We start from the raw sequence: 21,422 nt of genomic DNA, 5'->3' as shown, positions 1-21,422 counted from the left end.
AAGGAAACAATCGAAAAACATTCGGTTGTAAGCGAGGAAGTTGCAAAAGAGATGGCGCTTTCAATCCAAAAAATAATGAATACCGACTATTCGATTTCTGTAACAGGAAATGCCGGACCAACAAAAGACGATACCGATGAAGAAATTGGCACTGTTTTTATCGCTTTGGCAAGTCCTGAAAATGTAATAGTTGAAAAATTTAACTTTGGGCAACCCCGTGAAAAAGTGATAGATAGGGCGGTAAATAAAAGCTTGGAAATGCTTCAGAAAGAAATTTTAAAAAATGTACTTTAAATATTTTGCATATAAGGTTTATTTTTCTTTTCTTTGCACCCTGATTTTGAATAACGATAAAAGATAAGCATAATGTCAAGAGTTTGTGACCTTACAGGTAAAAGAGCGATGGTAGGAAATAACGTTTCTCACGCTATGAACAAAACTAAGAGAAAGTTTTCTGTAAACTTAGTTAAAAAGCGTTTTTATCTTCCTGAAGAAGATAGATGGATTACTCTTAGAGTAGCTGCATCTACAGTAAAAACAATCAATAAAAATGGAATCGCTGCAGTTTTGAAACAAGCTAAAGCTAACGGATTTATTAAATAATCCTTCCAAATAAATATATAGCAAGATGGCAAAGAAAGGTAATAGAATCCAGGTAATTTTAGAATGTACTGAGCACAAGACTACTGGTGTTGCAGGAACTTCAAGATACATCACTACTAAGAACAAAAAAAATACTCCAGATAGATTAGAGATTAAAAAATTTAATCCAATCTTGAAACGTGTAACTGTTCACAAAGAAATTAAATAATAATTAGAGATTTTAATGAATCTCGAATGTTCGCATTTGAAATTTTATTAAAATATAAAAACATTTGTAACCATGGCAAAGAAAACCGTAGCAACATTACAGACAGCTTCTAAGAGATTATCAAAAGCCATCAAAATGGTGAAATCTCCAAAAACAGGTGCATATACATTCGTAGAATCTATCATGTCTCCAGAACTTGTTGATGAATTCTTGAAAAAGAAATAATTCAAAATACAGCATATACAAAAGCTACTTTCAACTCGGAAGTAGCTTTTTTATTTTTATATTTGTTCAGAATTTTTAAGGAGCAAAACAAAAGGCATTTTTTTGATCGTAGTTCCCGCTTTCCATTACAATCTTTTTGTTCCGAACACCGGAACAAAAAGGATTTTCATTGCAATCGGGGCTAATTGAAAAACTTTAGGCCTTCTTTAAACTTTCAGACTCAGGATTGTCTAAAATCTCATAGTCTAACAATCTAATCAATCTATAAAATGAGTTTTTTTAAAAGAATATTTTCATCCGAAAAAAAGGAAAGCCTCGACAAAGGACTTGAAAAGACAAAAACAACTTTCTTTTCCAAGCTAACAAAAGCCGTAGCAGGAAAATCAAAAGTAGACGATGAAGTACTCGACAACCTTGAGGAAATCCTTGTTGCTTCAGACGTAGGTGTCGATACTACATTGAAAATCATCAAAAGAATCGAGAAACGTGTATCCGAAGACAAATACCTCGGAACAGACGAACTCAATCAAATCCTCCGTGAAGAAATTGCCGCTTTATTGTCTGAAACAAATACAGGAAACGCTTCCGAATTTGAAGTGCCAAAAGACAAAAAGCCCTACGTTATTATGGTGGTTGGTGTAAACGGAGTAGGAAAAACGACAACCATCGGAAAATTGGCCTATCAATTCAACAAAGCTGGATATAAAGTTGTTCTTGGAGCTGCCGATACGTTCCGTGCCGCTGCAATCGATCAATTACAAATCTGGGCCGACAGGGTTGGTATTCCAATCGTAAAGCAGCAAATGGGAAGTGATCCTGCATCAGTTGCATTTGATACCTTGAAATCAGCCGTTACGCAAAATGCAGATGTAGTGATTATTGATACCGCTGGACGTTTGCACAACAAGGTAAACCTGATGAACGAGCTGACAAAAGTGAAACGTGTCATGCAAAAAGTCGTTGAAGACGCGCCACACGACGTAATGTTGGTTTTGGACGGTTCTACAGGTCAGAATGCATTCGAACAAGCAAAACAATTCACTGCTGCAACAGATGTAACTTCATTGGCCGTTACAAAATTAGACGGAACAGCAAAAGGCGGCGTTGTGATAGGAATTTCTGATCAATTTAAGATTCCTGTACGATACATAGGTGTTGGTGAAGGAATTGAAGATTTACAGGTATTTAATAAGTTTGAATTTGTGGATTCGTTTTTTAAAGTGTAAATTTCGGCACCAAAAACGATAAAAACATGAAAAACTCGATCTGTCTGCTTGCAATTTTATTGTTAAGTACTTTTAATTTATTTGCACAAAACGATTATAGAAAAGGTTATTATGTCGATAAGGATAATAATAAAGCTGAAGTTTATTTGCAATACAAGGATTATTCAAAGCTTAATCAACCCGAAAACAAAGACCAATCAATTAAGTTCAAAACAAGTTTAGAAGGAAAGACACAGGAAATTTCTCAAGACAAAGTAAAAGAATTGAGTATTGCAGACGAGTTCAAACTACAGCGTTTTTTTATTCCGGTTTTAAAAAACTACGGAAATAAGCCTTTGCATGAAGTGCAAAATAAGAACCTTCTTTTACAAGTGTTAGTGGAGGGTGAAGGATCACTTTATGCCTATCAGGAAAAGAAAAAAACAATCTATTTTTATAAGCTTGCAAACCAATCTTTTCCTGTAGAATTGACCCATGATGTTAAAACATATGGAGGAGAGGTTGTAAATACAAATTCAGGCTACAGAAAAGAGCTTTATACGGTTTTAAAAACAGAGCAATTGCAGCCTAGCGATTTTGCCAAGATTAAATATAACGACAACGATTTAATCGAGATATTCAATAAGTATAACAAAGAAATTGGTAAAAAGGATGTGACTTTTAAGAATGAATTTTCTAAAAGTAAAATGGTTTTTACAGGATTCGTAAATTTTAATAATGCATCGGTTGTTGTTGGGAATGCTTTCAGTAATAGCAACAAGAAGTCAATGTTTGGTATTGGCGTAGGAGCTGAGGCTGAATTGAGAACGAGTAAAAAGTGGGCATTCTTTTTAAGAGCTTCCTTCCAAACTTCAAAATATACTCTAAAAACAAATCCAGCTACAAAGAGTTCAGCAACCTTTGTAAGTACTTTTGATGTTGACTCAAAGGCTATAGACGTTGTAGTTTCTCCGAGGTATTATGTAAACATTTCCAAAGCTAATAATCTCTTTTTTAATCTAGGTTTGGGTCTTTCTATTCAGAGTGGTTCTGTTACAGAAGTGTTGAATACAAAGTATATTACTACAGTCTACGATAGAGAACCTGTTTCCGTTAGTTTTAAAACGGCAATCTCTATAAATCCTGCAATAGGATATAGTTTTAATGACAAATTTTCAATCGAGTTGCAATATCGCACCATCAAAGATTATTTTCAATCTTCGGATGAAGGAACGGCGGTAACAGCTGGTTATAAGTCGTTTACTGTAAAAAACAATCAGACTACTTTAGGATTACGGTATTCTTTTAATTAGTATTCTACTTTAAAAAAAATAAATGCGTTATTCGTATAACGCATTTATTTTTTTCCATAATTCATTGTCAAAACCAGAAAGTGCAAAGGTTGGATTTTCCGGGTTTGCAACTTCGCCCATTCTAACAACCACCATCTTCTTGCTTGGAATCACATAAATCTTTTGATCGTTTTTGCCCAATGCCATGAACATGTCGCTTGGTCCTGAAGGAATTATACTTCTTGAAACTCAAATTGTGTTTGTGGCAAATGATAGCTCGATTTTCCATTAAGCCACCACAAATAGCCATAAGCTTGATTGATGTTTTGAGAAGTTGTGGTTGCATCATTGAAATAATTTTCATTCAAAATGATTTCGTTTTGCCATTTTCCTTTGTTGAGCATCAGCAGGCCAAAACGCGCCATACTTCTGGTTGTACTAGTATAAACACTGTTGTTGGCAAGGTTGACCCAATTGCCATTCATGCCAATCTTGTCGCGTAATTTTGAATTGAAATAATTGTTATAGGTTTGATTGCTATGCTTGCGCAATTATGTCTTGCAGTTTCACATAGACATTATGATAGGCCCATCTTGTTCCGGCATCGGCTTTATATGTCAAGCAATCTGGAGTGACACAGTCTTCATTTTCTACATCTTCAATTCCAGATGTCATGGTCAGTAAATGCTTGCAGGTGATGAGGTTTTCTTTTTCAACGGTTAAGCTTGTCCAGTTAAAACCCAGATAATCGGAGACTTTATTGTTGATGTCTATTAGATTTTCTTGTTCGGCAATTCCATGATAAAGCCTTTGGTGTTTTTTTGTTCCAGAAAGGTCAGTAATGGTTCGACATTATTTTGATTCCACCCTAAATCAGCAATCGTTTTGGTTTCCCGAGCTGTGCCTTGAACGGATGGAAAATAGAGGTTTTCTTCTGGAGCCGGATTGGTGTTTGAACTTTCGTCTGAAGAACTGCATCCTATAAAAGAGATGAATAGTAGGGATAGTATATATGACTTTTTCACGTTTTTTTGTTCTTGGAGGTGAAGGTTTGTTTGATAAGACTTTAAAAGTAGTAAATAGTTTAATGATTTTCCTGAAGTTTTATTTTGAACTAAAGTTTCAAATGGTGGAGCTAGTCCAGATAGCAGTGGAAACCCCGGAATTTGAAAAGCTATTTTTTGCTGGACAAAAATAGCTTTTTGAATGAGGAGTTGCAACGGATAGCAGCATGAGCTGGAAATAATTAACGTTGCTGGTTTTTATGTAAGGATTTTTAGCTGTATTTTTACGTTTTTAAAGTATATGAGAAAAGCAGTTTTGATTGGTTTTGTTTTGTTAGTTTTGATGGCTTGTCAAGAAAAAGTAAAGCCTGAAGATGTTGCGAAAATCAATGGTTATTGGGAGATTGAAACGGTAACAACTCCCGATGGAAATGAAAAGGAATACAATATCAGTGAAACCATCGATTATTTTGAGATAAAAAATGATTCCGGTTTTCGGAAAAAAGTGATGCCTCAGTTTGACGGAAAATATCTGGTAAACGACAAATCGGAAAAAATAAAAATCGTCCATGAAGAGGATAGGATTTATCTAAATTATGCGACAGAATATTCTACTTGGAAAGAGGAAATATTAGAGGTTTCGGATGAAAAGCTTGTGCTTAAAAACGCATCGGAAATAGAATATCAATATAAAAAACCAACACCTTTTACACTTAAATAATGGCAAAGCGACTCAATAACGAAAGTCCGATAAGTGATATTTTGAAGGTAATTATTCAGGACAATAAGCTTCAGGCAGGAATCGACCAGGTTTCGGTTAAGGAAGCTTGGGTTTCGCTTATGGGAAATGGCGTGAACAGCTATACTAAAAATGTCGTTTTAAAAGGCAATACTTTGTATGTGGAATTGACTTCAGCTGTTTTGCGTGAGGAATTGAGCTATGGAAAAGATAAAATTATCAAGATGATTAATGAAGAATTCCGTCGAGATATTGTAAAAGAAGTGGTTCTGAGATAAAATATAATAGTGATAAAATAAAAAAATCCCGTTTCAATTTGAAACGGGATTTTTATTTATTGTTCAGTCGCTAGATATTAGAACTGCTCTCTTCCAGCAAAGTGGAAAGCACTTTCGATAGCTGCATTCTCATCGCTGTCAGAGCCGTGAACTGCATTTTCTCCGATAGAAGTAGCATACGCTTTTCTGATTGTTCCTTCAGCCGCTTCAGCTGGATTTGTAGCTCCAATCAAAGTTCTGAAATCTTCTACTGCATTTTCTTTTTCTAAGATAGCAGCAACAATTGGTCCTCTTGACATGAATTCAACCAATTCTCCGTAGAATGGTCTTGCGCTGTGAACAGCATAGAATGCTTGCGCATCCGCTACAGTCAATTGCGTTAATTTCAAAGAAACGATTTTGAAACCACCGTTTGTAATCATTGCTAAAATGTTTCCGATGTGTCCGTTAGCGACAGCATCTGGCTTAATCATGGTAAATGTTCTATTTGTTGCCATTGTAATTTTTAAATTTTTGGCAAAAGTAGCCTTTTAAAACCATATATTAAAATCTAATTGCCATTGATAGTATTAATTTCTTGATAAAACAAAAATCCCTTGCTGTGTAAACACAACAAGGGATAAAGTCAATAAATCTGCCTAAATTATTTTTTAATGACTTTTATTGTCTGGCTAATATTAGCCGCAGTTATTTTTGCAAAATACATTCCTTCAGTTAATGAAGATGCATCAATAGTTACGTCATTTGCTCCAAAATTGCTTGTTAGAACAGTTTTTCCTAGAACATCAATGATTTGAACAATTGAAATTACTGATTCTGATGAGAAATTCCAAATGTTTTTTGATGGATTAGGATAGACTTTGATATTTCTGGCTGTAAAATCTTTTGTGCTCAAATTCGGAGTAATGCTGTAAGCCAAAGTGCTTCTGTCGAATGAAATGTCATAATTTCCAGCAGTAGCAACCGCTATATTATTTCCACCTTGATTAGCAATTCCGATTAATGCATCGCCGCCCCAGTTTACGGTCCAAGAATTGTCCTGTCTGAACTTTATCTCACCTGCTAATAAAGGATAATTCATTTTTGAATAAGCAACGCCATCAGTAGTTTCTAAATCTACATCGGCAAATCCAAATCCTCCATCTCCCAATACAGTTCCAAGAAATCCAATGCTAACATAGTCAAAACTATAAGCACCCGTCAATCTGTTGAAATGTATTGTGTAAGTTCCCGCCGGAACAGAAATGTTGAATTCGTTTTGTGTAGCTATTCCAGTTGGGAATGTATTTGCAGTATTACCCCAATTGATTGTCCAAGCATCGTCTTGGCGAAATTTTAATTCTCCTTCCAATAAAGTGTAAGCAGATAAAATGTAATTTTCTCCATCAGATGTAATCATGTCAACATCCGCTCCGTCAAATCCATTTCCACCTAAAACAGTTCCAATGATGCCAATGCTAGGAAATGCTGATGTTCCAACAAAAGAATATTCCAAAGTATTTCTATTGAAAGTAACGTCATAAGTACCAGCAACTGTTGGAATATTACTGCCTGAATTAAAAACAGCGGTTCCAGTTGGGAAAGCTGATCCTCCCCAGTTGTTGGTCCAAGCCATGTTTTCTCTAAATTTTACTTCTCCAGTGGAAACAACAAGATCTTCAATGGTATAGATGATGTTGTCTGTTGTAGAAAGGACAATTTCAGGATTATTATCCGGTGGCCATCCGTTTACACCTGATCCTACGATAGATATGCTTTGTGCATAAGTTGCGCTTGAAAAGAATCCGATCAAGGCAATAAATAAGAGTAATGTTTTTTTCATAATGTTAATTTAATTTTGTTTTGTATAAAACTAAATTAAAAACCATTACGAAAAATAGGTGAGTCTAAAATACCATAAACGAAAACGTTTGCGTATTGATAACTTTTTCTAAAAAACGTTATAAAAGAATGGTATAAGGAAAAATTTAGAAAATAATTATATCAAACCTATTTTCGAGAGGTTGTAAGGAAGAAAATAATTTAGTAATCAAAGCATCGCCATTGGCAATATAAAACTCAGAAAAATTGGTTTGTCTTTCCTGCAGGCTTTTTATCGGAAACAATTCATTTTGCAAATCGGTTATGCGTTCCAATTCCTCAGAATGTTTTCTTTTTTCAGCTTTCAATAATCTTTTTTCAAGATTTTCCAAACCTTTCAGTTGTTTTGTTTCCTGTGCTTTTACCGCGCCAGAAAATGATTGGTCGGTTTTGGATGCAATTTCATGTAAATTTTCAAATTGCTGTTTCAAGAATTTTTTCTGTTCAGAGAAATCAATTGTAAATTCTGAAAAGGTTTTGATTTTTTCGTTTGCCAAATCAGATTGCGTCATGAACAAATCCTTCCAGCTTAAATGAAGTTTATCGGCTTTTTTAGCTTGTTTTTCCGTTGCCAATAAAACAGAATTTCGCAATAACAATATTGGAAAGGTAATATTTACAGTATCAAAAAAGGATTTCAATTCCAGCCAATACGCCAATTCGCCACCTCCGCCAATGTAGCAAAGATTAGGAAGGATTACTTCCTGGTACAAAGGTCGCATAATGACATTCGGACTGAATTTCTCCGGATGATTTTCAAGTTCCTCCAACATTTCTTTTTCAGAAAACTTAATGTCGGTTTTATTTACATAAAAAGTCTCGTTCTGAAAGATGATTCGCTCCCTCAAATTATCTTCTATGTAAAACAAATTGATGTCTCTAGGATTTACCTGAACATTATAATCTTTAAGCATTTCAGTCGATTCGAGTACTTTCTTGCTCGAAGTTTGATGCAATAATTCCTCTTTTACAAAGGGAACAAATAGCTTTTTTAATGCCACATTATCCGCATCAAGAATAACCAATCCATATTCACCAAATAAAGAATTGGCTAAGAAAAGCGTAGCCTCAGAAAGATTTTCATGCTTCAAATAAGCCTCTTTAAATAAGTCCTTTATTGTTTCGGCATTTGTTCCTTGACCCAATTCTAAAGCAAATACATCCAAAACATCAGCAAGACCTTCGGTTGACAATCTTCCAACAGGACCCGAACTTTCCTTGTTCCATCTGAATTTCTTGCCCTTAAAATTAAAGTAATTGATTTCATCAAAATCATGATCCTCCGTTGCCATCCAATAAACCGGAACAAAATTAGAATCAGGATATTTTGCCTTTAATTCTTTCGAAAGATTAATCGCAGAAATGATCTTATACAAAAAATACAAAGGTCCGGTAAACAGATTCAATTGATGTCCAGTTGTAATCGTAAAGGTATTTTGCTCTTTTAGAGCTTCAATATTCTGATGGGTCAAATCCGAAACAGCGATGTTTTGATACTGTTCTTTTAAAACCGAAACCAAAATTTTGCGGTTTTCATCATCAAAATTTGCTTGTTTTTCAAGAATTTGTTCTTGGAAGTTTTCCAAAGTTGGAAACCGGTTGTAAAGCGACTGTAAGTTTTCTTTTTGGTCTAAATAATCATTCATCAAAGGAGTGAAATATCCGGAATCTTGATAGCTTATACAGTCAGTTGGCATAATTTGGAAGTCTAAAATTTTTGTAAAAATAATTAAAAATAGGGTTGCAATTTTTTGGTTTAACAAATGCTTGGCTTTTTATCTTTTCATCGAAAAATGGCCCCTGTGCTCTTTTCCGTTTTCCCTATAAACAACAAACCAATAATCGGTTGATGGCATCATCTCTCCGTTATAAGTTCCGTCCCATACAGGATCTTTTAAAGTCAATTGCTTCAAGAATTTGCCATAACGGTCAAAGATATGCACCTTCAAATTGGGTTCATTTTCGTGGAATTTTATCCCCCAAACATCGTTATAACTGTCGCCATTAGGTGTGAAAAATTTCGGATACATCAGCAAATACACGTCTTCTTCCGCAACGCCACAACCGTATAGGTCATTCACATAAACGGTATATTCTCCATTCGGCAATCCGAAAAATTGATTACTGCTTTGAAAATGTATTCCGTCAAGCGAATATTCATAATTACCCTGACCACTCACGATGATGGTGATGGAATTGTCATAGGAAGTCCAATCCATCGTTTCAATTTTCGTAATCATTGCTTTATTCGATAACTCAACCGTAATATTTTTAGTAGACGAACAAACTACTGTACCGTGGTTTTTTGTAACCGTAACCGAATAATTTCCATCTTCTGTAACGGTGATTTCGCGGGTTGTCGCTCCAGTCGACCAAGTATAACTGTCAAAGCCTGCATCGGCAGTAATCCGCGTAAAGCCATTTTCGCAGATATAATAATTGTCTTTCATATTGATAAATGGCGAAGCGATCACATTAAGTTGCAGCGCTGCAATTTCATAACATAGATTGTTGAATTCAACCCGAACATAAATAATATGCTGTCCTACATTCAACAAATAGTCTTCTTCATCACCTATCAGCTCGGAAGCCGATTCATTTTCCGCACCCGAAAAACTCGTGTAATAGGAAAAAGTATAAGCCGATGGATTTAAAATAATGTCTTCTTCGTAAGTTGTCAAATCAACTCGCTCACCACCATCATTCAAATCATCACAAATCAAATCTTCAAAATCGGTAACAGGCAAAGAGTTTAATACTGCCACATCAATCGGCAAACGCTGGACACTTTCACAACCATTCAAAGTTTGCGAAACATAATACGTTGTTCCATCCACAAGCAAGGTAGAATTTGGTAACAGGTTTCCATTAACCAAACTGTCATAAAACTGTACCGCAGTTCCATTTACAATAAGATTACTCAAAGTTGGAGAATGAGCGATACAAAAAGTTTGAGGCGAAAGTGCTGTTGGTGCAGGAGTGTTTATTATTGTAATTAAAACGGATAGTCGGTCACTTTCGCAACCGTCAATAGTTTGCGAAGCATAATAAGTGCCGTCGGTTAAGAGTGTAGTAGCAAGTAAAAGATTCCCTCCAATTTGCGTATCATACCATTTTATATCCTGTCCATTCGCTATAACATCTGCCAGTGTAGCATTGTCCTGTATGCAAAAGGTTTGAGAATTCGCTGTCGGCAATGGTGTAAAATCAGTAAACGGAATCAATATAGCTGTTGTAGCAGGCGAAATACAACCCAAAGCATCTTTAACCCTAATCAAATAAGTTGCAGGAACAGCATTGCTCAACGTTGCATTTGTGCTCCATGTCGCGCCATCATCAAAGCTAAATTCAGTTGCCGGACTGTCAACCGTAATGGTTCCATTTGGATTGTGGCAATCGGGTTGATCGAGTGACAAAATCGGAGCGAGAGGTCCGGGACCAGTTGGAGGATTGATGACAACTGTTGTGGGATAGGACGGACAAGTGTTCGTATACCTAACCCTTACATTATACGTTCCGGGTGCAAGATTGGATGCTGTATTGTTTGCTCCCCAAGACGCTCCATTATTAAAACTATATTGATTGGCAACAGTAGTTATAGTAATTGATCCAGTAAGGTTGCCACAAATAGGTTGTATAGCAGTAGCATCAGGAGCAGGATAATTAAGCATCATGATAAGAGAAATCACAGTAGCTGCAGATCTACATCCATTTGCATCTCTAACGCGTATTCGATAAGTTCCCGAGGTTAAGTTTGTAGCGATTGGATTTGTAGTCCACGTAAGTCCGTTGTTAAAGCTATATTCATAGGCTGATGTAGTAATAGAGATGCTTCCATTTGGTCCACAAACAGGGTGAATTCTTGTAAATGCAGGAGCAGGCGATAAAATTTCCGGTACCGCAACTTGCTTATAGAGCATGCAACCATCATCATTTTTTATCCTTAAATAATAATTTCCAGGAGTCAGGTTTTCTTTAAAGGGGTCGGTTGTCCAAGTGATTCCGCTGTCAAAACTATAGGCATCTCCTGGTGTTAATATTGTTATCGTTCCTGTATTGACGCATGTTGGTGTGGCCGCTGCATCAATTTCAGTATTCAAGAGGGTAAGATCAATATATTTAGCGGTGCTTATAAAACAATTTCCCCCACTGCTTATTTTAACATTAAAACGTCCAACATTTTCTGGTTCAGAAGGAACTGTATAGGTGGCACTTGTAGCGCCGGCAATGGCAACACCATCCTTATACCATTGATAAGTAGGACTAGTAATAGCCCCATTCTCAATATTCGAAATCAACACCAAGTCACCCGTACAGTAACTTCCCGACTGTGTAATATGAACATTAAACAAAGAAGCATTATTCAAGAGCAGATTATCATAAATAAAATAAGGAATGCAAACACTTTGTTCTGGGCTTCCCCATGCAGGATAGGATGTAGGTAAAACAGCTGGTGCTCCTATCATTATAGCATTGATGTTTACAGTAGGAGTAAAGTTGATCGTAAGCTGGTGCCAAGATTGCGCAGGAGTAAAAGTCACAGTGCCAATCACAATCCACGTAGGGTCAGCTACCGAAGGTGCGTTGTATGTTGCAAGAGGCAGATTATTTCCGTCTGTACAGCCGTAGAGTGTTATGTCCACAGGTTGCATGATATCAATATTATATCCAGTTGAGTTCCCTACGTCGTTCATGCAAACCGCCGATGCATCAAAAGTCAATTGATAATTAGTTCCAGCAAACATCGTTGATAATAGGGTAGTGCCTATGTATTCTCGCCATCCACTCATATAAATTGCACCAACTGCCGCCTCTCCATCCGGAAAATCATTCAGCCCTGTATCAACAATCGCTCCCGCTACCCATCCGCAATTGTTATGGTAATCAGATGTAGCGTAAGTGGATTGAATCCAAGGAAAAGCATAATCCAATTGTGAAAGATTCTGTTCAGATTCCATTGTAGGGCAAGTGGTATAATGCTCAAACGATGGATTCGGAATGATAGTAGGAACTACCGCAGTAGTACAAACACACTCCGGATCATTCAAGTCAATCAGTCCATCGCCGTCATCATCAATACCATTGTTGCAATCTTCCTGGGCATACAAAGCCGAAGAAAAAAGCAAAATAAAAAAAGCGATTACAGTACGTAAAGTTGCCGTCATCAAATGGGTAAATGAAAGATGATTTTAAAACGGCATAAATTTAGTCAAATGATGATAATCAAAGTGTTAATAAAGTGGATAATCCTTAAAAGCTATCGCTTCAAACTAAAATGCCCCCTATGTTCCTTCCCATTTTCTCTCACAACAGTAAACCAATAATCCGTCGCAGGCATCAATTGTCCATTGTATGTCCCGTCCCAAAGCGGGTCTGTGTCTGTCAACTGTTTGAGGAATCTGCCATTTCGGTCAAAAATCTTCACCACCATCCTCGGCTCATTCTTGTAGAATTTAATCCCCCAAGTATCATTATAGCTGTCGCCGTTTGGCGTAAAGAATTTCGGATACATCAATAAATACACATCCTCATGATCAACCCCGCAACCATAAATGTCCCGCACATACACCGTATATTCCCCATTCGCCAATCCCGTAAATTGGTTGCTCAATTGATAAATTTCTCCGTCAAGCGAATACTCATAAATACCCACACCACCAACAATAACCGTCAGCATGTTCTCATAAGCCGTCCAGTCACTCGTCTCGATCGAAGTAATCGCAGGCTTGTCCGAAGCCACAACCGTAATCGTCTTTGTCGTTGAGCAAAGCACATCCACATGATATTCCGTCACCCTCACGCTATACGTTCCTGGCTCGGTCACCGTTAACGATTGCCCCATCGAAGTATCCGACCAACTATAAGTATGAAACCCAGGATCAGCCGTAATCGTCACCGATTTGCCTACACAAATACCATAAGTATCCTTCATCTGCAATACCGGAGTAGGAATCAAAGTAAGGCGCAGCTCCACTACCTTGTAGCACGATGTCGAATTCCCAACCCGCACAAAAACCGAGTTAACCCCCGGCAACAATTCATAATCAGTAAAATCAGTAATTTCATTCGCGGCAACTTCAGTATCAGCCGAAGCAAAATCAGTATAATAACCAAAAGAATACCCATGGGAGGCAGGAACAATATCTTCATTATAAAACGAAAGATCAGCCTTTTCCGTCCCATCATTCAAATTGTCACAAACATTCTGAACAAAATCATGAGCTGGCAAATAACTTGTGATATCTGAAATCAAGGGTAATCTCGATATGCTCTCGCAACCGTTCAAAGTCTGCGAAGCCCAGTAGGCCACATCATCCACCAAAGGTGTCGTTATAGGAAGTACATTTCCACCAAACTGGCTGTCATAAAAAATAACATCCGTCCCTGTAAGTACAAAATCAGCTAGTGTCAAGACTTGAGTATCACAAAAATACTGCACCGCAAAACCAATTGGTCCTGGGGTGTTATGAATGGTTGGCATTACGGGAATTCTTGCACTCTCACAGCCAGTAATTGTCTGCGAAGCATAATAGGTGGTGCCATTAGCAAGGAAAGTCGTATTCGGAAGTAAATTTCCACCTGTCTGGGCATCATACCATTGAATACCCACTCCAGTAATGTCAATATCCGCCAATGTCTTATTTTCTTGTCTGCAATAAACAGGAGCAGAGTTCAAAACAGGAGGAACAGGCGAGGTCATCGTATGAAAAGCGATAGTAGTCGTGTCATAACAGTAAGGATTATTAGAAAAATACACCTTCGCAGTAACAACATCGCCTCCAATAGTAGTATTCGTATAAGGATTTGGCAAAGGACTCGGAAGTTGAGCGCCACTAGAGCTTTCATACTTTATCATGATGTTGGATTGCCCATTGGCCAATGCCGAATGAATCCCCGAAGTATCAAATCCAGAGGATATCCCAGAGCCAGATACCGTTTCACATTCATAAATCGGAGCAACAACCCCAGCAGTAGGACTTGCAGTAACCACAATATCCTTTTCAATCGTTTGAGAGCCACCCGCACAAGTAACAACCGCCGTAACATGATAATTCACAGCAGCCGAAAATTGATGTTGTGGATTGTTAAGTGTAGAAGTATTACTAGCCGAAGCAGGATCTCCAAAGTTCCAGCTAATGCTGTTATAAGTACCATCTACATGGAAACTTGTTTGTTCATTAACACAGGTGTTTTCTACAATAATTTCCCCGCTGCTGGCAGATGCGTTTAGGTTATATTTATACAACATCGCATCGCTTTCGCCATTTCCACTATTATTATTTATGATAGAGCCATTTATGTTTAATGGAGTACTCACAAAAGCTGCTGTCATATATAGATCATCATTATGAAACACGATTTTATCAGCATGATCATCTCTATCCCAGCCATTATCACCATAAAAAGTTCTAAATATAAATTCATCTTCAAACGTGCTTAGGTCAACTTTAAAAAGAACCATGTCTTGAGATTGAAAAGTATCACCACCGCTTGTGTAGGATGTTGAATGAATTGTTGCATTAGGAAAAACAAGAGTATCTGTAAAATTCGTGAAAATATATAATTCACCATCCTTTTCTGCAAAATGTCCCGAATTATAAAATGGATTATGAAATTCAAATTCGTCAATATTCTTTATAAGTTTGTGCCTTTCCAGCGATCCTGTAGATGGGGAGAATTCTGTTAAAATAGAATTAGTAATCCCAGAGTTAGGCGGAGTAACATTATAAATGTTCCCTAAAATAGATACCGTTGATGTAGCCGTTCCCCAAACATATAATTTATCAGAACTCTCACTGTAGTGAAGGTTTATGGGTCTATAAATGTCATAATTTGCTAAATTATTTGTAGAAATTGTATTAGACCACACCAAATCCAGATCAGCATTATAACGCTCGATTTTAGTTACAGTATTACTATAATATTTTGTTAGATAAAAATTTCCTTCATCATCCATCGTAGAAGCACTATATCTTTCGTTGGCTTCTCCTATGCCTTTAGCATTAACCAATAAACCATCAGTAGTGAATTTGGCAAGATACTGTCCGGCCCCACCTGTATTTTCAAAAGTCAATAGAATTTCATTGTTAATATTGGTTTCATAAAATACACCAGTGACATATATGGCATTTTGTTTATAAAATAGATTAGATTCCCTACCATAGGGGCTTCCTCCTAACTTCTTATACCAAATTGGATTCCCATTGGAATCTAATTTATACAATGTCTGGCCAGAATAAAGCATAGTACCATTAACATTATAAAGACCCCCATCTTGAACACCAGACGTTTTAGCTATAATGATATAAATATTCCCCATCTCATCTGTCGTTATGTCGGTTATAGGGGTATAATTATTGCCAAAATTTTTACTCCACATCAAATTGCAATTAAAGTCATACTTCATTAAATTTTGAGGATCAAATCCTCCAAGATAATAAGAATAAAGTAAGCCATCATTTGTAACAACAATATCTCCTGGACTGTCTTCAATCCATTCTCCATTATTTTTCGCACATTCAAAACATTGTCCATAGCCGTTCAAGTAAATAATACACAAAAGAAAACAGTAATACAGTTTCTTAGTTGTAAGAAAAGAACAAAGATCAACAAGCAATAGTAATTTCCGAAGCATAAAAATGTTTTTGGTTTAACAAATGTATAAAATCATTCTTGTTAAAATATATATAATACTCTCAATAACACAAAAAAGCAATCAAATACATTTATCATCAAAAATATCAACTAATTTTGCCACCTCTTGAATAAACGAATGACAAACCTCTTCCTCATAACGCCGCCCTTCACTCAGCTGAATACGCCCTATCCGGCAACGGCCTATATAAAAGGTTTTCTCAACACAAAGAACATCCCCGCCACACAAGCCGACCTCGGAATAGAAGTAATCCTCAAGATATTCTCCAAGCAGGGCCTAATAGATTTGTTCACAACAATCAATCAGCAACCAGCTTCCCAGAATCCCAATATCCAAAGAATAATAGCCCTTCAGGATTATTACATCAACACCATCGATGCCGTGATCCTCTTCCTTCAAGGAAAAAACCCAACCTTGGCATTACCCATCTGCCAAGAAGATTTCCTGCCCGAAGCTTCCCGTTTCGCACAACTCGAAGAACTCGATTGGGCCTTCGGAACCATGGGGACCCAAGACAAGGCAAAACATCTAGCAACACTCTACCTCGAAGACATCTCCGATCTAATCGTAGAATGCGTCGACGAAAACTTCGGCTTTAGTAGATACGCCGAACGCCTCGGAAGATCCGCCAACTCCTTCGACGAATTATATCAAAGCCTGCAACAGGACTATACTTATACAGACAAGATCCTAGTAAAATTATTAGAAGAAAGAATCAACGCCATAAATCCAACGCTCTTCCTCATTTCAGTTCCCTTTCCAGGGAATTTATACGCAGCATTCCGATCGGCCCAGTTCGTAAAGAAACATTTTCCACACATCAAAGTCTCGATGGGCGGCGGTTTCCCGAATACAGAATTACGTTCCCTTTCCGATAAAAGAGTCTTCGAATTCTTCGATTTTATCACCCTTGACGATGGTGAAATGCCCATCGAAAACCTAATCGAACACCTCGAAGGAAAACGCGACATCCTCGATTTAAAAAGAACCTTTACGCTGATAGACAATCAAGTAAAATATCTAAATAACTCCACCTGCCGCGATTACAAGCAGTCAGAAGTAGGAACCCCCGATTACTCCGATTTGCCTTTGGACAAATACATTTCCGTAATCGAAATCGTAAACCCAATGCACCGCATGTGGAGCGACGGCCGTTGGAACAAACTCACCATGGCCCACGGTTGCTATTGGGGAAAATGCACCTTCTGCGACATCTCCCTCGATTACATCAAAATCTACGAACCCGTTGCCGCCAATCTTCTTTGCGACCGCATGGAAGAACTAATACAGCAAACAGGCCAGAACGGTTTCCATTTCGTCGACGAAGCCGCACCGCCAGCCTTGATGCGTGCCTTGGCGTTGGAAATACTAAGAAGAAAACTAACCGTAACCTGGTGGACCAACATCCGCTTCGAGAAAAGTTTCTCAAAGGATTTATGCATTCTCCTAAAAGCCTCCGGTTGCATCGCCGTTTCCGGCGGATTAGAAGTAGCCTCCGATCGTCTATTAAAATTAATCGACAAAGGAGTAACTGTTGAGCAAGTCGCAAAAGTCACCCGCAACTTCACCGAATCAGGCATTATGGTACATGCCTATTTGATGTACGGCTATCCAACACAAACCATTCAGGAAACGGTGGACAGTCTCGAAATGGTGCGTCAATTGTTCGAAGCAGGAATCTTGCAATCCGGTTTCTGGCACCAGTTCGCCATGACAGCACATAGTCCGGTAGGGATGTATCCCGAAAAGTTTGGTGTCCTCAAGGAAACCGAAGGCATAGGAAGTTTCGCCAACAACGACATCAATTATACCGATTCAACAGGAATCAACCACGATAAATTCAGTTTCGGATTAAAGAAATCACTGTTTAATTTCATGCACGGCATCTGTTTCGACTATCCCTTGCAGGATTGGTTCGAATTTAAAATCCCAAAGACCAAAATTCCAGAAGATTTCATCTACGATGCGCTTCATGCCGAAGAAGATTTTAAGATAAAACCTACCGCCAAGATCGTCTGGCTAGGAGGGAAGCCTGCTGTGGAGTATTATACAAAATCAAAAAAAGGAAATTCATGGGAGATGATGGCTTTGACTTTTCATGATAAAAAAGAAAGCTTCAATATACAAGTCAATAAAAACGAAGGCGAGTGGCTTGTAGAAATGCTCAAAAAAATATCGGTTTCCAACTCAAAAACCTTTAGTTTTAACGAGCTAAAAACCGACTTTGAAACGGAGCTGGAAGATTTTGAATTGTTCTGGTATTCAAAACCAATCCATACATTAAGAGATTTCGGACTGCTGGTATTGTAGATTATTCTGCAATAGTTTCAGTAGTTTCCTCCTCATCTTTTTTATTTTTTTTCTTCTTTTTATCTTTTTTGCTGTCCTTGTTTAGTGATTTTTCCTTCAGTTCTGCAAATTTCACTTTTTGCTTCTCGTTTAGGATTTCCATAATCTGGGTTTCCATTTTCATATTGGCCGCTGTCAGCTTCTCATATTTTATTTCATTCGAAACCTGTTCTTCCATAATGGCAGTAGAGCTATTCTTGTAATCTTCAACAACCGTCCTCACAATCGCCGATTGAAATCCGTCTAATTCTAAATCAGTCGTCAATCGTTCAGTAGTTACTTGCACCTGATCGACTGGTTTTTTCTTCTTCGGACTAGGATTTCCTTGTCCCGACATCATGGAACGGTCCAGACCATTTCTGTTATTTCTATATTGTGCGTTCGCTTCATTGGAAAGAAACAAAGTAAGAAGTAGAATAAAGGATGCAATTTTGATATTCATAATCATTTATTTAAAGAGTGTCAAATTTAAGGTTTATAATTCGGAAACAAAAACGGTGCCTTTATTCCTCTATGTTAAACTTAAATCCAATACCGTGCAGGTTTTCAATTGAGATATGGCTTTCGGTAGCGAGTATTTTGCGCAAGCGGGAAATAAAAACATCCAAACTTCTGCCCATAAAGTAATCATCCTCTCCCCAAAGTGAGGTAAGGATTTGCTGCCTTTTCAGGACTTTGTTCTTGTTGTCCAGAAATAACTTCAGCAGTTCTGATTCTCTTTGCGTAAGATTGATTTTTTGTTCTTCAAAAGTGAGGACATAGTTGCTGGTGTCAAATTTGTACCGTCCGACGGTGTAGGAAACCTTTTCGGCAATTTCATTTTTTTGCGATCGCTTCAGGAAAATTTCAATCTTCAGTGCCAATTCTTCAATGCTGAAAGGCTTCACCAGATAATCATCAGCACCAAGCCTCAATCCCTTGATGCGGTCTTCTTTCAAGGTTTTTGCCGAAAGGAAAATAATAGGAACATCATTATTGATCTTCCGAATATCTGATGCAATCTCAAAACCGTCCTTTTTAGGAAGCATGATGTCTAATATGCAGATGTCGAAGCTTTCAGTTTTAAAGGCTTCCATGCACAAATCCCCGTCCGTGCAATGCACCACTTCATAGCCATACTGTTCCAAATTGTCTTTGGTCAGGAAAGCAAGGGTTTCATCATCTTCGGCATAGAGGATCTTATAGGAACTCATTGTTTCTGTGGTATTAAAAGGGTTATGGTAATTCCGTTTTCGGGATTGCTTCTAGCATTTATCTTCCAATGGTGCAAGATGCAAATTTTCTTCACATAATACAATCCAAGTCCAAAACCATTCACTTCATTGCTCTTCTTGCTCGGGATTCTATAGAATTTATCAAATATAAACGAAAGGTTCTTCTTTGCAATTCCAATTCCGTTGTCGCTGAACTCGATTTTGAGGGTTTTGTTTTCATCCGAAAGCGCAACGTGAATTTCTGGTTTGTTCTCACAGTATTTAATGGAGTTGTCAATCAAATTGTAGATGATATTCGTAAAATGAAACTCATCGGCCTTGATGCCATAATCCTTTAAAGTATGGATGTGCACGGTGGCATTTTCATATTTCAGGCGGATGTTCTCGACTACATTCTCAATGATGGACACCACCGATAATTCCTTTAAATGCAAATCCAAAGGAGAGTTGTCCGACTTGGCAATGTTCAGGATTTTCTCAATATGATGGTTCAGTTTGTTGCTTTGGTTGATGATGATCTCGGTATATTTCTCCAGCTTATCGTCGGATTTTATTTTTTCCTGACGGTTGAGGTAGTTCGACGCAATCAATATCGACGACAGCGGTGTCTTGAACTCGTGCGTCATATTATTGATGAAATCCCGTTGCAGTTCGGAATATTTCTTTTGTTGCAGTATTGTAAATATCGAATACACATAAATCACCAGAATCACAATCAGGGCAAACGAAAGCACAAACCAGAATTGCAACGAACTCAGGACATAGCTGGTTTCCTTAGGAAAGCGAACGGCAAAATAATACACAAGATTCTTGTGCTTCGGGAAGTACACCTTTGCCTTAGGCTTGGATTTATCAGAAAGCGAAACAAAGTTCCCATACACCATCTCGTCACTCTGGCAATTGTACATGGCATACTCAAAGTCGGTCGTGATGCCTCTCTTCTCAAATTCAGAAGTAAGGTAGAACTCCAGTATCTCCGGATCGAAATCATTCTCGACATTAACAATATAGTAGTCGTTTGAAATCTTTTCAATCGGATTTTTAGAAGGTAGTTCGTGGCTCGTTCCCTGATAGAGATTCTTTACCACTTCCAATAAAGCAATATGGGCCGTCTGGCTGAATTTCTTTTCCTCCAGCGTAAAAGCCTTCTTTGTCCAAAGCAATTGAGCAATCAGGATGCCGATGATGGCAACCAGACCAAGAAGGATGATGGTATTGAGTCGGTTGAATTTCAAGATAATAATTTAAATCAAAATGTAATATTACTCAAAAATAAGCTATGATTTTAGCATTAACAAGTAGTTAACAAGATTTGAAATTAGGATACTTATCATTTAAAACGTTGAAAAGATCGATATAATAATATTTTAATAATTACACACACGCTATCTACACGGGATTATATTTATACCTTTAAATAAAAAAATGGAAATCAACTGGTACCTCATAGCAATTTTGGCCGTTTTTGTCTTAGCACTAGTTGTCTATACCGTTAGGCAAAATCTAAAGGAAAAAAAGAAGCTGGAGCACAAACTCAACAACGATTTTAAGAAAAGGGAACCATCTCAACATAATGACGAGGATTGATTTCATATTTTAAAAAGCCACTAAATAGGTGGAGTAGTAGCGTTTCTTCTTATTTTTTTTGTTAGACGAAGTCTTGTAAATATCATAAGCATGATAGTATGCTCTTTAGTACAATAGCTTTCAAACGCAACTATCAAACAGCCAAACGCAACTATCAAACAACCAATCGCAACTATCAAACAGCCAAACGCAACTATCAAAC

The 21,422-nt window shown here is 37.5% G+C and carries 23 protein-coding genes; 10 read left to right on the top strand and 13 right to left on the bottom strand.

Annotated features, from left to right (window positions below; translation table 11 throughout):
• From ACI6PS_RS15425 to ACI6PS_RS15400, 6 genes are all read left to right on the top strand, one after another.
• Positions 1–294: CinA family protein (locus ACI6PS_RS15425; RefSeq protein ID WP_421013467.1), on the top strand; the 294-nt coding region annotated here is incomplete at its 5' end.
• A 72-nt stretch (positions 295–366) separates the two neighbouring features.
• Complete coding sequence (rpmB, locus tag ACI6PS_RS15420; RefSeq protein WP_026704335.1) at positions 367–603, top strand: 50S ribosomal protein L28; 237 nt, start codon at positions 367–369, stop codon at positions 601–603.
• A gap of 25 nt (positions 604–628) precedes the next feature.
• Positions 629–811, top strand: a complete 183-nt coding sequence (gene rpmG, locus ACI6PS_RS15415; RefSeq protein WP_007805817.1) for a 50S ribosomal protein L33 — start codon at positions 629–631, stop codon at positions 809–811.
• 72 nt (positions 812–883) lie between these two features.
• Positions 884–1,036 carry a DUF4295 domain-containing protein gene (locus ACI6PS_RS15410; RefSeq protein ID WP_084625915.1) on the top strand — a complete coding sequence of 51 codons (153 nt, stop codon included), beginning with the start codon at positions 884–886 and terminating at the stop codon, positions 1,034–1,036.
• 269 nt (positions 1,037–1,305) lie between these two features.
• Positions 1,306–2,262: a signal recognition particle-docking protein FtsY gene (gene ftsY, locus ACI6PS_RS15405; protein WP_421013466.1), complete on the top strand. Its 957-nt coding sequence runs from the start codon at positions 1,306–1,308 to the stop codon at positions 2,260–2,262.
• A gap of 26 nt (positions 2,263–2,288) precedes the next feature.
• Positions 2,289–3,554, top strand: a complete 1,266-nt coding sequence (locus ACI6PS_RS15400; protein ID WP_421013465.1) for an outer membrane beta-barrel protein — start codon at positions 2,289–2,291, stop codon at positions 3,552–3,554.
• A gap of 27 nt (positions 3,555–3,581) precedes the next feature.
• Here ACI6PS_RS15400 and ACI6PS_RS15395 read toward each other — a convergent pair whose 3' ends face one another.
• The 4 genes from ACI6PS_RS15395 to ACI6PS_RS15380 are packed head-to-tail and all read right to left on the bottom strand — an operon-like array spanning position 3,582 to position 4,558.
• Positions 3,582–3,740: a hypothetical protein gene (locus ACI6PS_RS15395; protein WP_421013464.1), complete on the bottom strand. Its 159-nt coding sequence runs from the start codon at positions 3,738–3,740 to the stop codon at positions 3,582–3,584.
• Between the two features lie 26 nt (positions 3,741–3,766).
• Positions 3,767–4,084 (bottom strand): hypothetical protein, encoded by a 318-nt coding sequence (locus tag ACI6PS_RS15390; RefSeq protein WP_421013463.1) that lies wholly within the window; start codon positions 4,082–4,084, stop codon positions 3,767–3,769.
• Positions 4,071–4,277 carry a hypothetical protein gene (locus ACI6PS_RS15385; protein WP_421013468.1) on the bottom strand — a complete coding sequence of 69 codons (207 nt, stop codon included), beginning with the start codon at positions 4,275–4,277 and terminating at the stop codon, positions 4,071–4,073. Before ACI6PS_RS15385 ends, ACI6PS_RS15390 begins: the two co-directional genes overlap by 14 nt.
• A 29-nt stretch (positions 4,278–4,306) precedes the next feature.
• A complete protein-coding gene (locus ACI6PS_RS15380; protein WP_421013462.1) occupies positions 4,307–4,558 on the bottom strand; it encodes a hypothetical protein in 252 nt (83 codons plus the stop codon).
• 280 nt (positions 4,559–4,838) lie between these two features.
• Here ACI6PS_RS15380 and ACI6PS_RS15375 point away from each other — a divergent pair, with 280 nt between their 5' ends.
• Positions 4,839–5,258 carry a lipocalin family protein gene (locus ACI6PS_RS15375; protein WP_421013461.1) on the top strand — a complete coding sequence of 140 codons (420 nt, stop codon included), beginning with the start codon at positions 4,839–4,841 and terminating at the stop codon, positions 5,256–5,258.
• The gene (locus ACI6PS_RS15370; protein WP_421013460.1) at positions 5,258–5,554 is read left to right on the top strand and encodes a DUF721 domain-containing protein; all 297 of its coding nucleotides are present in this window, start codon (positions 5,258–5,260) and stop codon (positions 5,552–5,554) included. Before ACI6PS_RS15375 ends, ACI6PS_RS15370 begins: the two co-directional genes overlap by 1 nt.
• A gap of 77 nt (positions 5,555–5,631) precedes the next feature.
• Here ACI6PS_RS15370 and ACI6PS_RS15365 read toward each other — a convergent pair whose 3' ends face one another.
• The 5 genes from ACI6PS_RS15365 to ACI6PS_RS15345 all read right to left on the bottom strand — a co-directional run bounded on the left by ACI6PS_RS15365 (position 5,632) and on the right by ACI6PS_RS15345 (position 16,049).
• Positions 5,632–6,051, bottom strand: coding sequence for a nucleoside-diphosphate kinase (locus tag ACI6PS_RS15365; protein ID WP_026704340.1), 420 nt, complete (start codon positions 6,049–6,051; stop codon positions 5,632–5,634).
• Between the two features lie 146 nt (positions 6,052–6,197).
• The gene (locus ACI6PS_RS15360) at positions 6,198–7,376 is read right to left on the bottom strand and encodes a T9SS type A sorting domain-containing protein (RefSeq protein WP_421013459.1); all 1,179 of its coding nucleotides are present in this window, start codon (positions 7,374–7,376) and stop codon (positions 6,198–6,200) included.
• Positions 7,377–7,521: 145 nt separating this feature from the next.
• Positions 7,522–9,111 (bottom strand): bacillithiol biosynthesis cysteine-adding enzyme BshC, encoded by a 1,590-nt coding sequence (gene bshC, locus ACI6PS_RS15355; RefSeq protein WP_421013458.1) that lies wholly within the window; start codon positions 9,109–9,111, stop codon positions 7,522–7,524.
• A 78-nt stretch (positions 9,112–9,189) separates the two neighbouring features.
• Positions 9,190–12,579, bottom strand: a complete 3,390-nt coding sequence (locus ACI6PS_RS15350; RefSeq protein WP_421013457.1) for a T9SS type B sorting domain-containing protein — start codon at positions 12,577–12,579, stop codon at positions 9,190–9,192.
• Positions 12,580–12,671: 92 nt separating this feature from the next.
• The gene (locus tag ACI6PS_RS15345) at positions 12,672–16,049 is read right to left on the bottom strand and encodes a T9SS type B sorting domain-containing protein (RefSeq protein ID WP_421013456.1); all 3,378 of its coding nucleotides are present in this window, start codon (positions 16,047–16,049) and stop codon (positions 12,672–12,674) included.
• 138 nt (positions 16,050–16,187) lie between these two features.
• On the opposite strand from ACI6PS_RS15345, the gene ACI6PS_RS15340 reads away from it, so the two are divergent.
• On the top strand, positions 16,188–18,380 hold the full coding sequence (locus ACI6PS_RS15340) for a B12-binding domain-containing radical SAM protein (protein ID WP_421013455.1): 2,193 nt from the start codon (positions 16,188–16,190) through the stop codon (positions 18,378–18,380).
• A gap of 1 nt (position 18,381) precedes the next feature.
• On the opposite strand, the gene ACI6PS_RS15335 is transcribed toward ACI6PS_RS15340, so the two are convergent.
• The 3 genes from ACI6PS_RS15335 to ACI6PS_RS15325 all read right to left on the bottom strand — a co-directional run bounded on the left by ACI6PS_RS15335 (position 18,382) and on the right by ACI6PS_RS15325 (position 20,868).
• Complete coding sequence (locus ACI6PS_RS15335) at positions 18,382–18,861, bottom strand: hypothetical protein (RefSeq protein WP_421013454.1); 480 nt, start codon at positions 18,859–18,861, stop codon at positions 18,382–18,384.
• Between the two features lie 61 nt (positions 18,862–18,922).
• The gene (locus tag ACI6PS_RS15330) at positions 18,923–19,612 is read right to left on the bottom strand and encodes a response regulator transcription factor (RefSeq protein ID WP_421013453.1); all 690 of its coding nucleotides are present in this window, start codon (positions 19,610–19,612) and stop codon (positions 18,923–18,925) included.
• Positions 19,609–20,868 carry a sensor histidine kinase gene (locus ACI6PS_RS15325; RefSeq protein ID WP_421013452.1) on the bottom strand — a complete coding sequence of 420 codons (1,260 nt, stop codon included), beginning with the start codon at positions 20,866–20,868 and terminating at the stop codon, positions 19,609–19,611. Before ACI6PS_RS15325 ends, ACI6PS_RS15330 begins: the two co-directional genes overlap by 4 nt.
• 190 nt (positions 20,869–21,058) lie before the next feature.
• Between ACI6PS_RS15325 and ACI6PS_RS15320 the strand changes: the two genes are divergently transcribed.
• Complete coding sequence (locus ACI6PS_RS15320) at positions 21,059–21,220, top strand: hypothetical protein (RefSeq protein WP_421013451.1); 162 nt, start codon at positions 21,059–21,061, stop codon at positions 21,218–21,220.
• Between the two features lie 20 nt (positions 21,221–21,240).
• Here the strand turns inward: ACI6PS_RS15320 and ACI6PS_RS15315 are convergent.
• Positions 21,241–21,422, bottom strand: a 182-nt coding sequence (locus ACI6PS_RS15315) for a hypothetical protein (RefSeq protein ID WP_421013450.1), incomplete at its 5' end; no start/stop codon positions are given.

Origin of the sequence: Flavobacterium sp. PLA-1-15, assembly GCF_049060005.1 — a bacterium.
Lineage (GTDB): Bacteria > Bacteroidota > Bacteroidia > Flavobacteriales > Flavobacteriaceae > Flavobacterium.
Note: the sequence above shows the minus strand (reverse complement) of the source record. Positions and strands in the feature narration are given on the sequence as shown.

Bases quoted from the DNA above. Each gene is read 5' to 3' on its own strand.
- rpmB (WP_026704335.1), top strand. From the start codon at position 367: ATGTCAAGAGTTTGTGACCTTACAGGTAAAAGAGCGATGGTAGGAAAT.
- rpmG (WP_007805817.1), top strand. From the start codon at position 629: ATGGCAAAGAAAGGTAATAGAATCCAGGTAATTTTAGAATGTACTGAG.
- ACI6PS_RS15410 (WP_084625915.1), top strand. From the start codon at position 884: ATGGCAAAGAAAACCGTAGCAACATTACAGACAGCTTCTAAGAGATTA.
- ftsY (WP_421013466.1), top strand. From the start codon at position 1,306: ATGAGTTTTTTTAAAAGAATATTTTCATCCGAAAAAAAGGAAAGCCTC.
- ACI6PS_RS15400 (WP_421013465.1), top strand. From the start codon at position 2,289: ATGAAAAACTCGATCTGTCTGCTTGCAATTTTATTGTTAAGTACTTTT.
- ACI6PS_RS15395 (WP_421013464.1), bottom strand. From the start codon at position 3,740: ATGGCATTGGGCAAAAACGATCAAAAGATTTATGTGATTCCAAGCAAG.
- ACI6PS_RS15375 (WP_421013461.1), top strand. From the start codon at position 4,839: ATGAGAAAAGCAGTTTTGATTGGTTTTGTTTTGTTAGTTTTGATGGCT.
- ACI6PS_RS15370 (WP_421013460.1), top strand. From the start codon at position 5,258: ATGGCAAAGCGACTCAATAACGAAAGTCCGATAAGTGATATTTTGAAG.
- ACI6PS_RS15365 (WP_026704340.1), bottom strand. From the start codon at position 6,051: ATGGCAACAAATAGAACATTTACCATGATTAAGCCAGATGCTGTCGCT.
- ACI6PS_RS15360 (WP_421013459.1), bottom strand. From the start codon at position 7,376: ATGAAAAAAACATTACTCTTATTTATTGCCTTGATCGGATTCTTTTCA.
- bshC (WP_421013458.1), bottom strand. From the start codon at position 9,111: ATGCCAACTGACTGTATAAGCTATCAAGATTCCGGATATTTCACTCCT.
- ACI6PS_RS15350 (WP_421013457.1), bottom strand. From the start codon at position 12,579: ATGACGGCAACTTTACGTACTGTAATCGCTTTTTTTATTTTGCTTTTT.
- ACI6PS_RS15345 (WP_421013456.1), bottom strand. From the start codon at position 16,049: ATGCTTCGGAAATTACTATTGCTTGTTGATCTTTGTTCTTTTCTTACA.
- ACI6PS_RS15340 (WP_421013455.1), top strand. From the start codon at position 16,188: ATGACAAACCTCTTCCTCATAACGCCGCCCTTCACTCAGCTGAATACG.
- ACI6PS_RS15335 (WP_421013454.1), bottom strand. From the start codon at position 18,861: ATGAATATCAAAATTGCATCCTTTATTCTACTTCTTACTTTGTTTCTT.
- ACI6PS_RS15330 (WP_421013453.1), bottom strand. From the start codon at position 19,612: ATGAGTTCCTATAAGATCCTCTATGCCGAAGATGATGAAACCCTTGCT.
- ACI6PS_RS15320 (WP_421013451.1), top strand. From the start codon at position 21,059: ATGGAAATCAACTGGTACCTCATAGCAATTTTGGCCGTTTTTGTCTTA.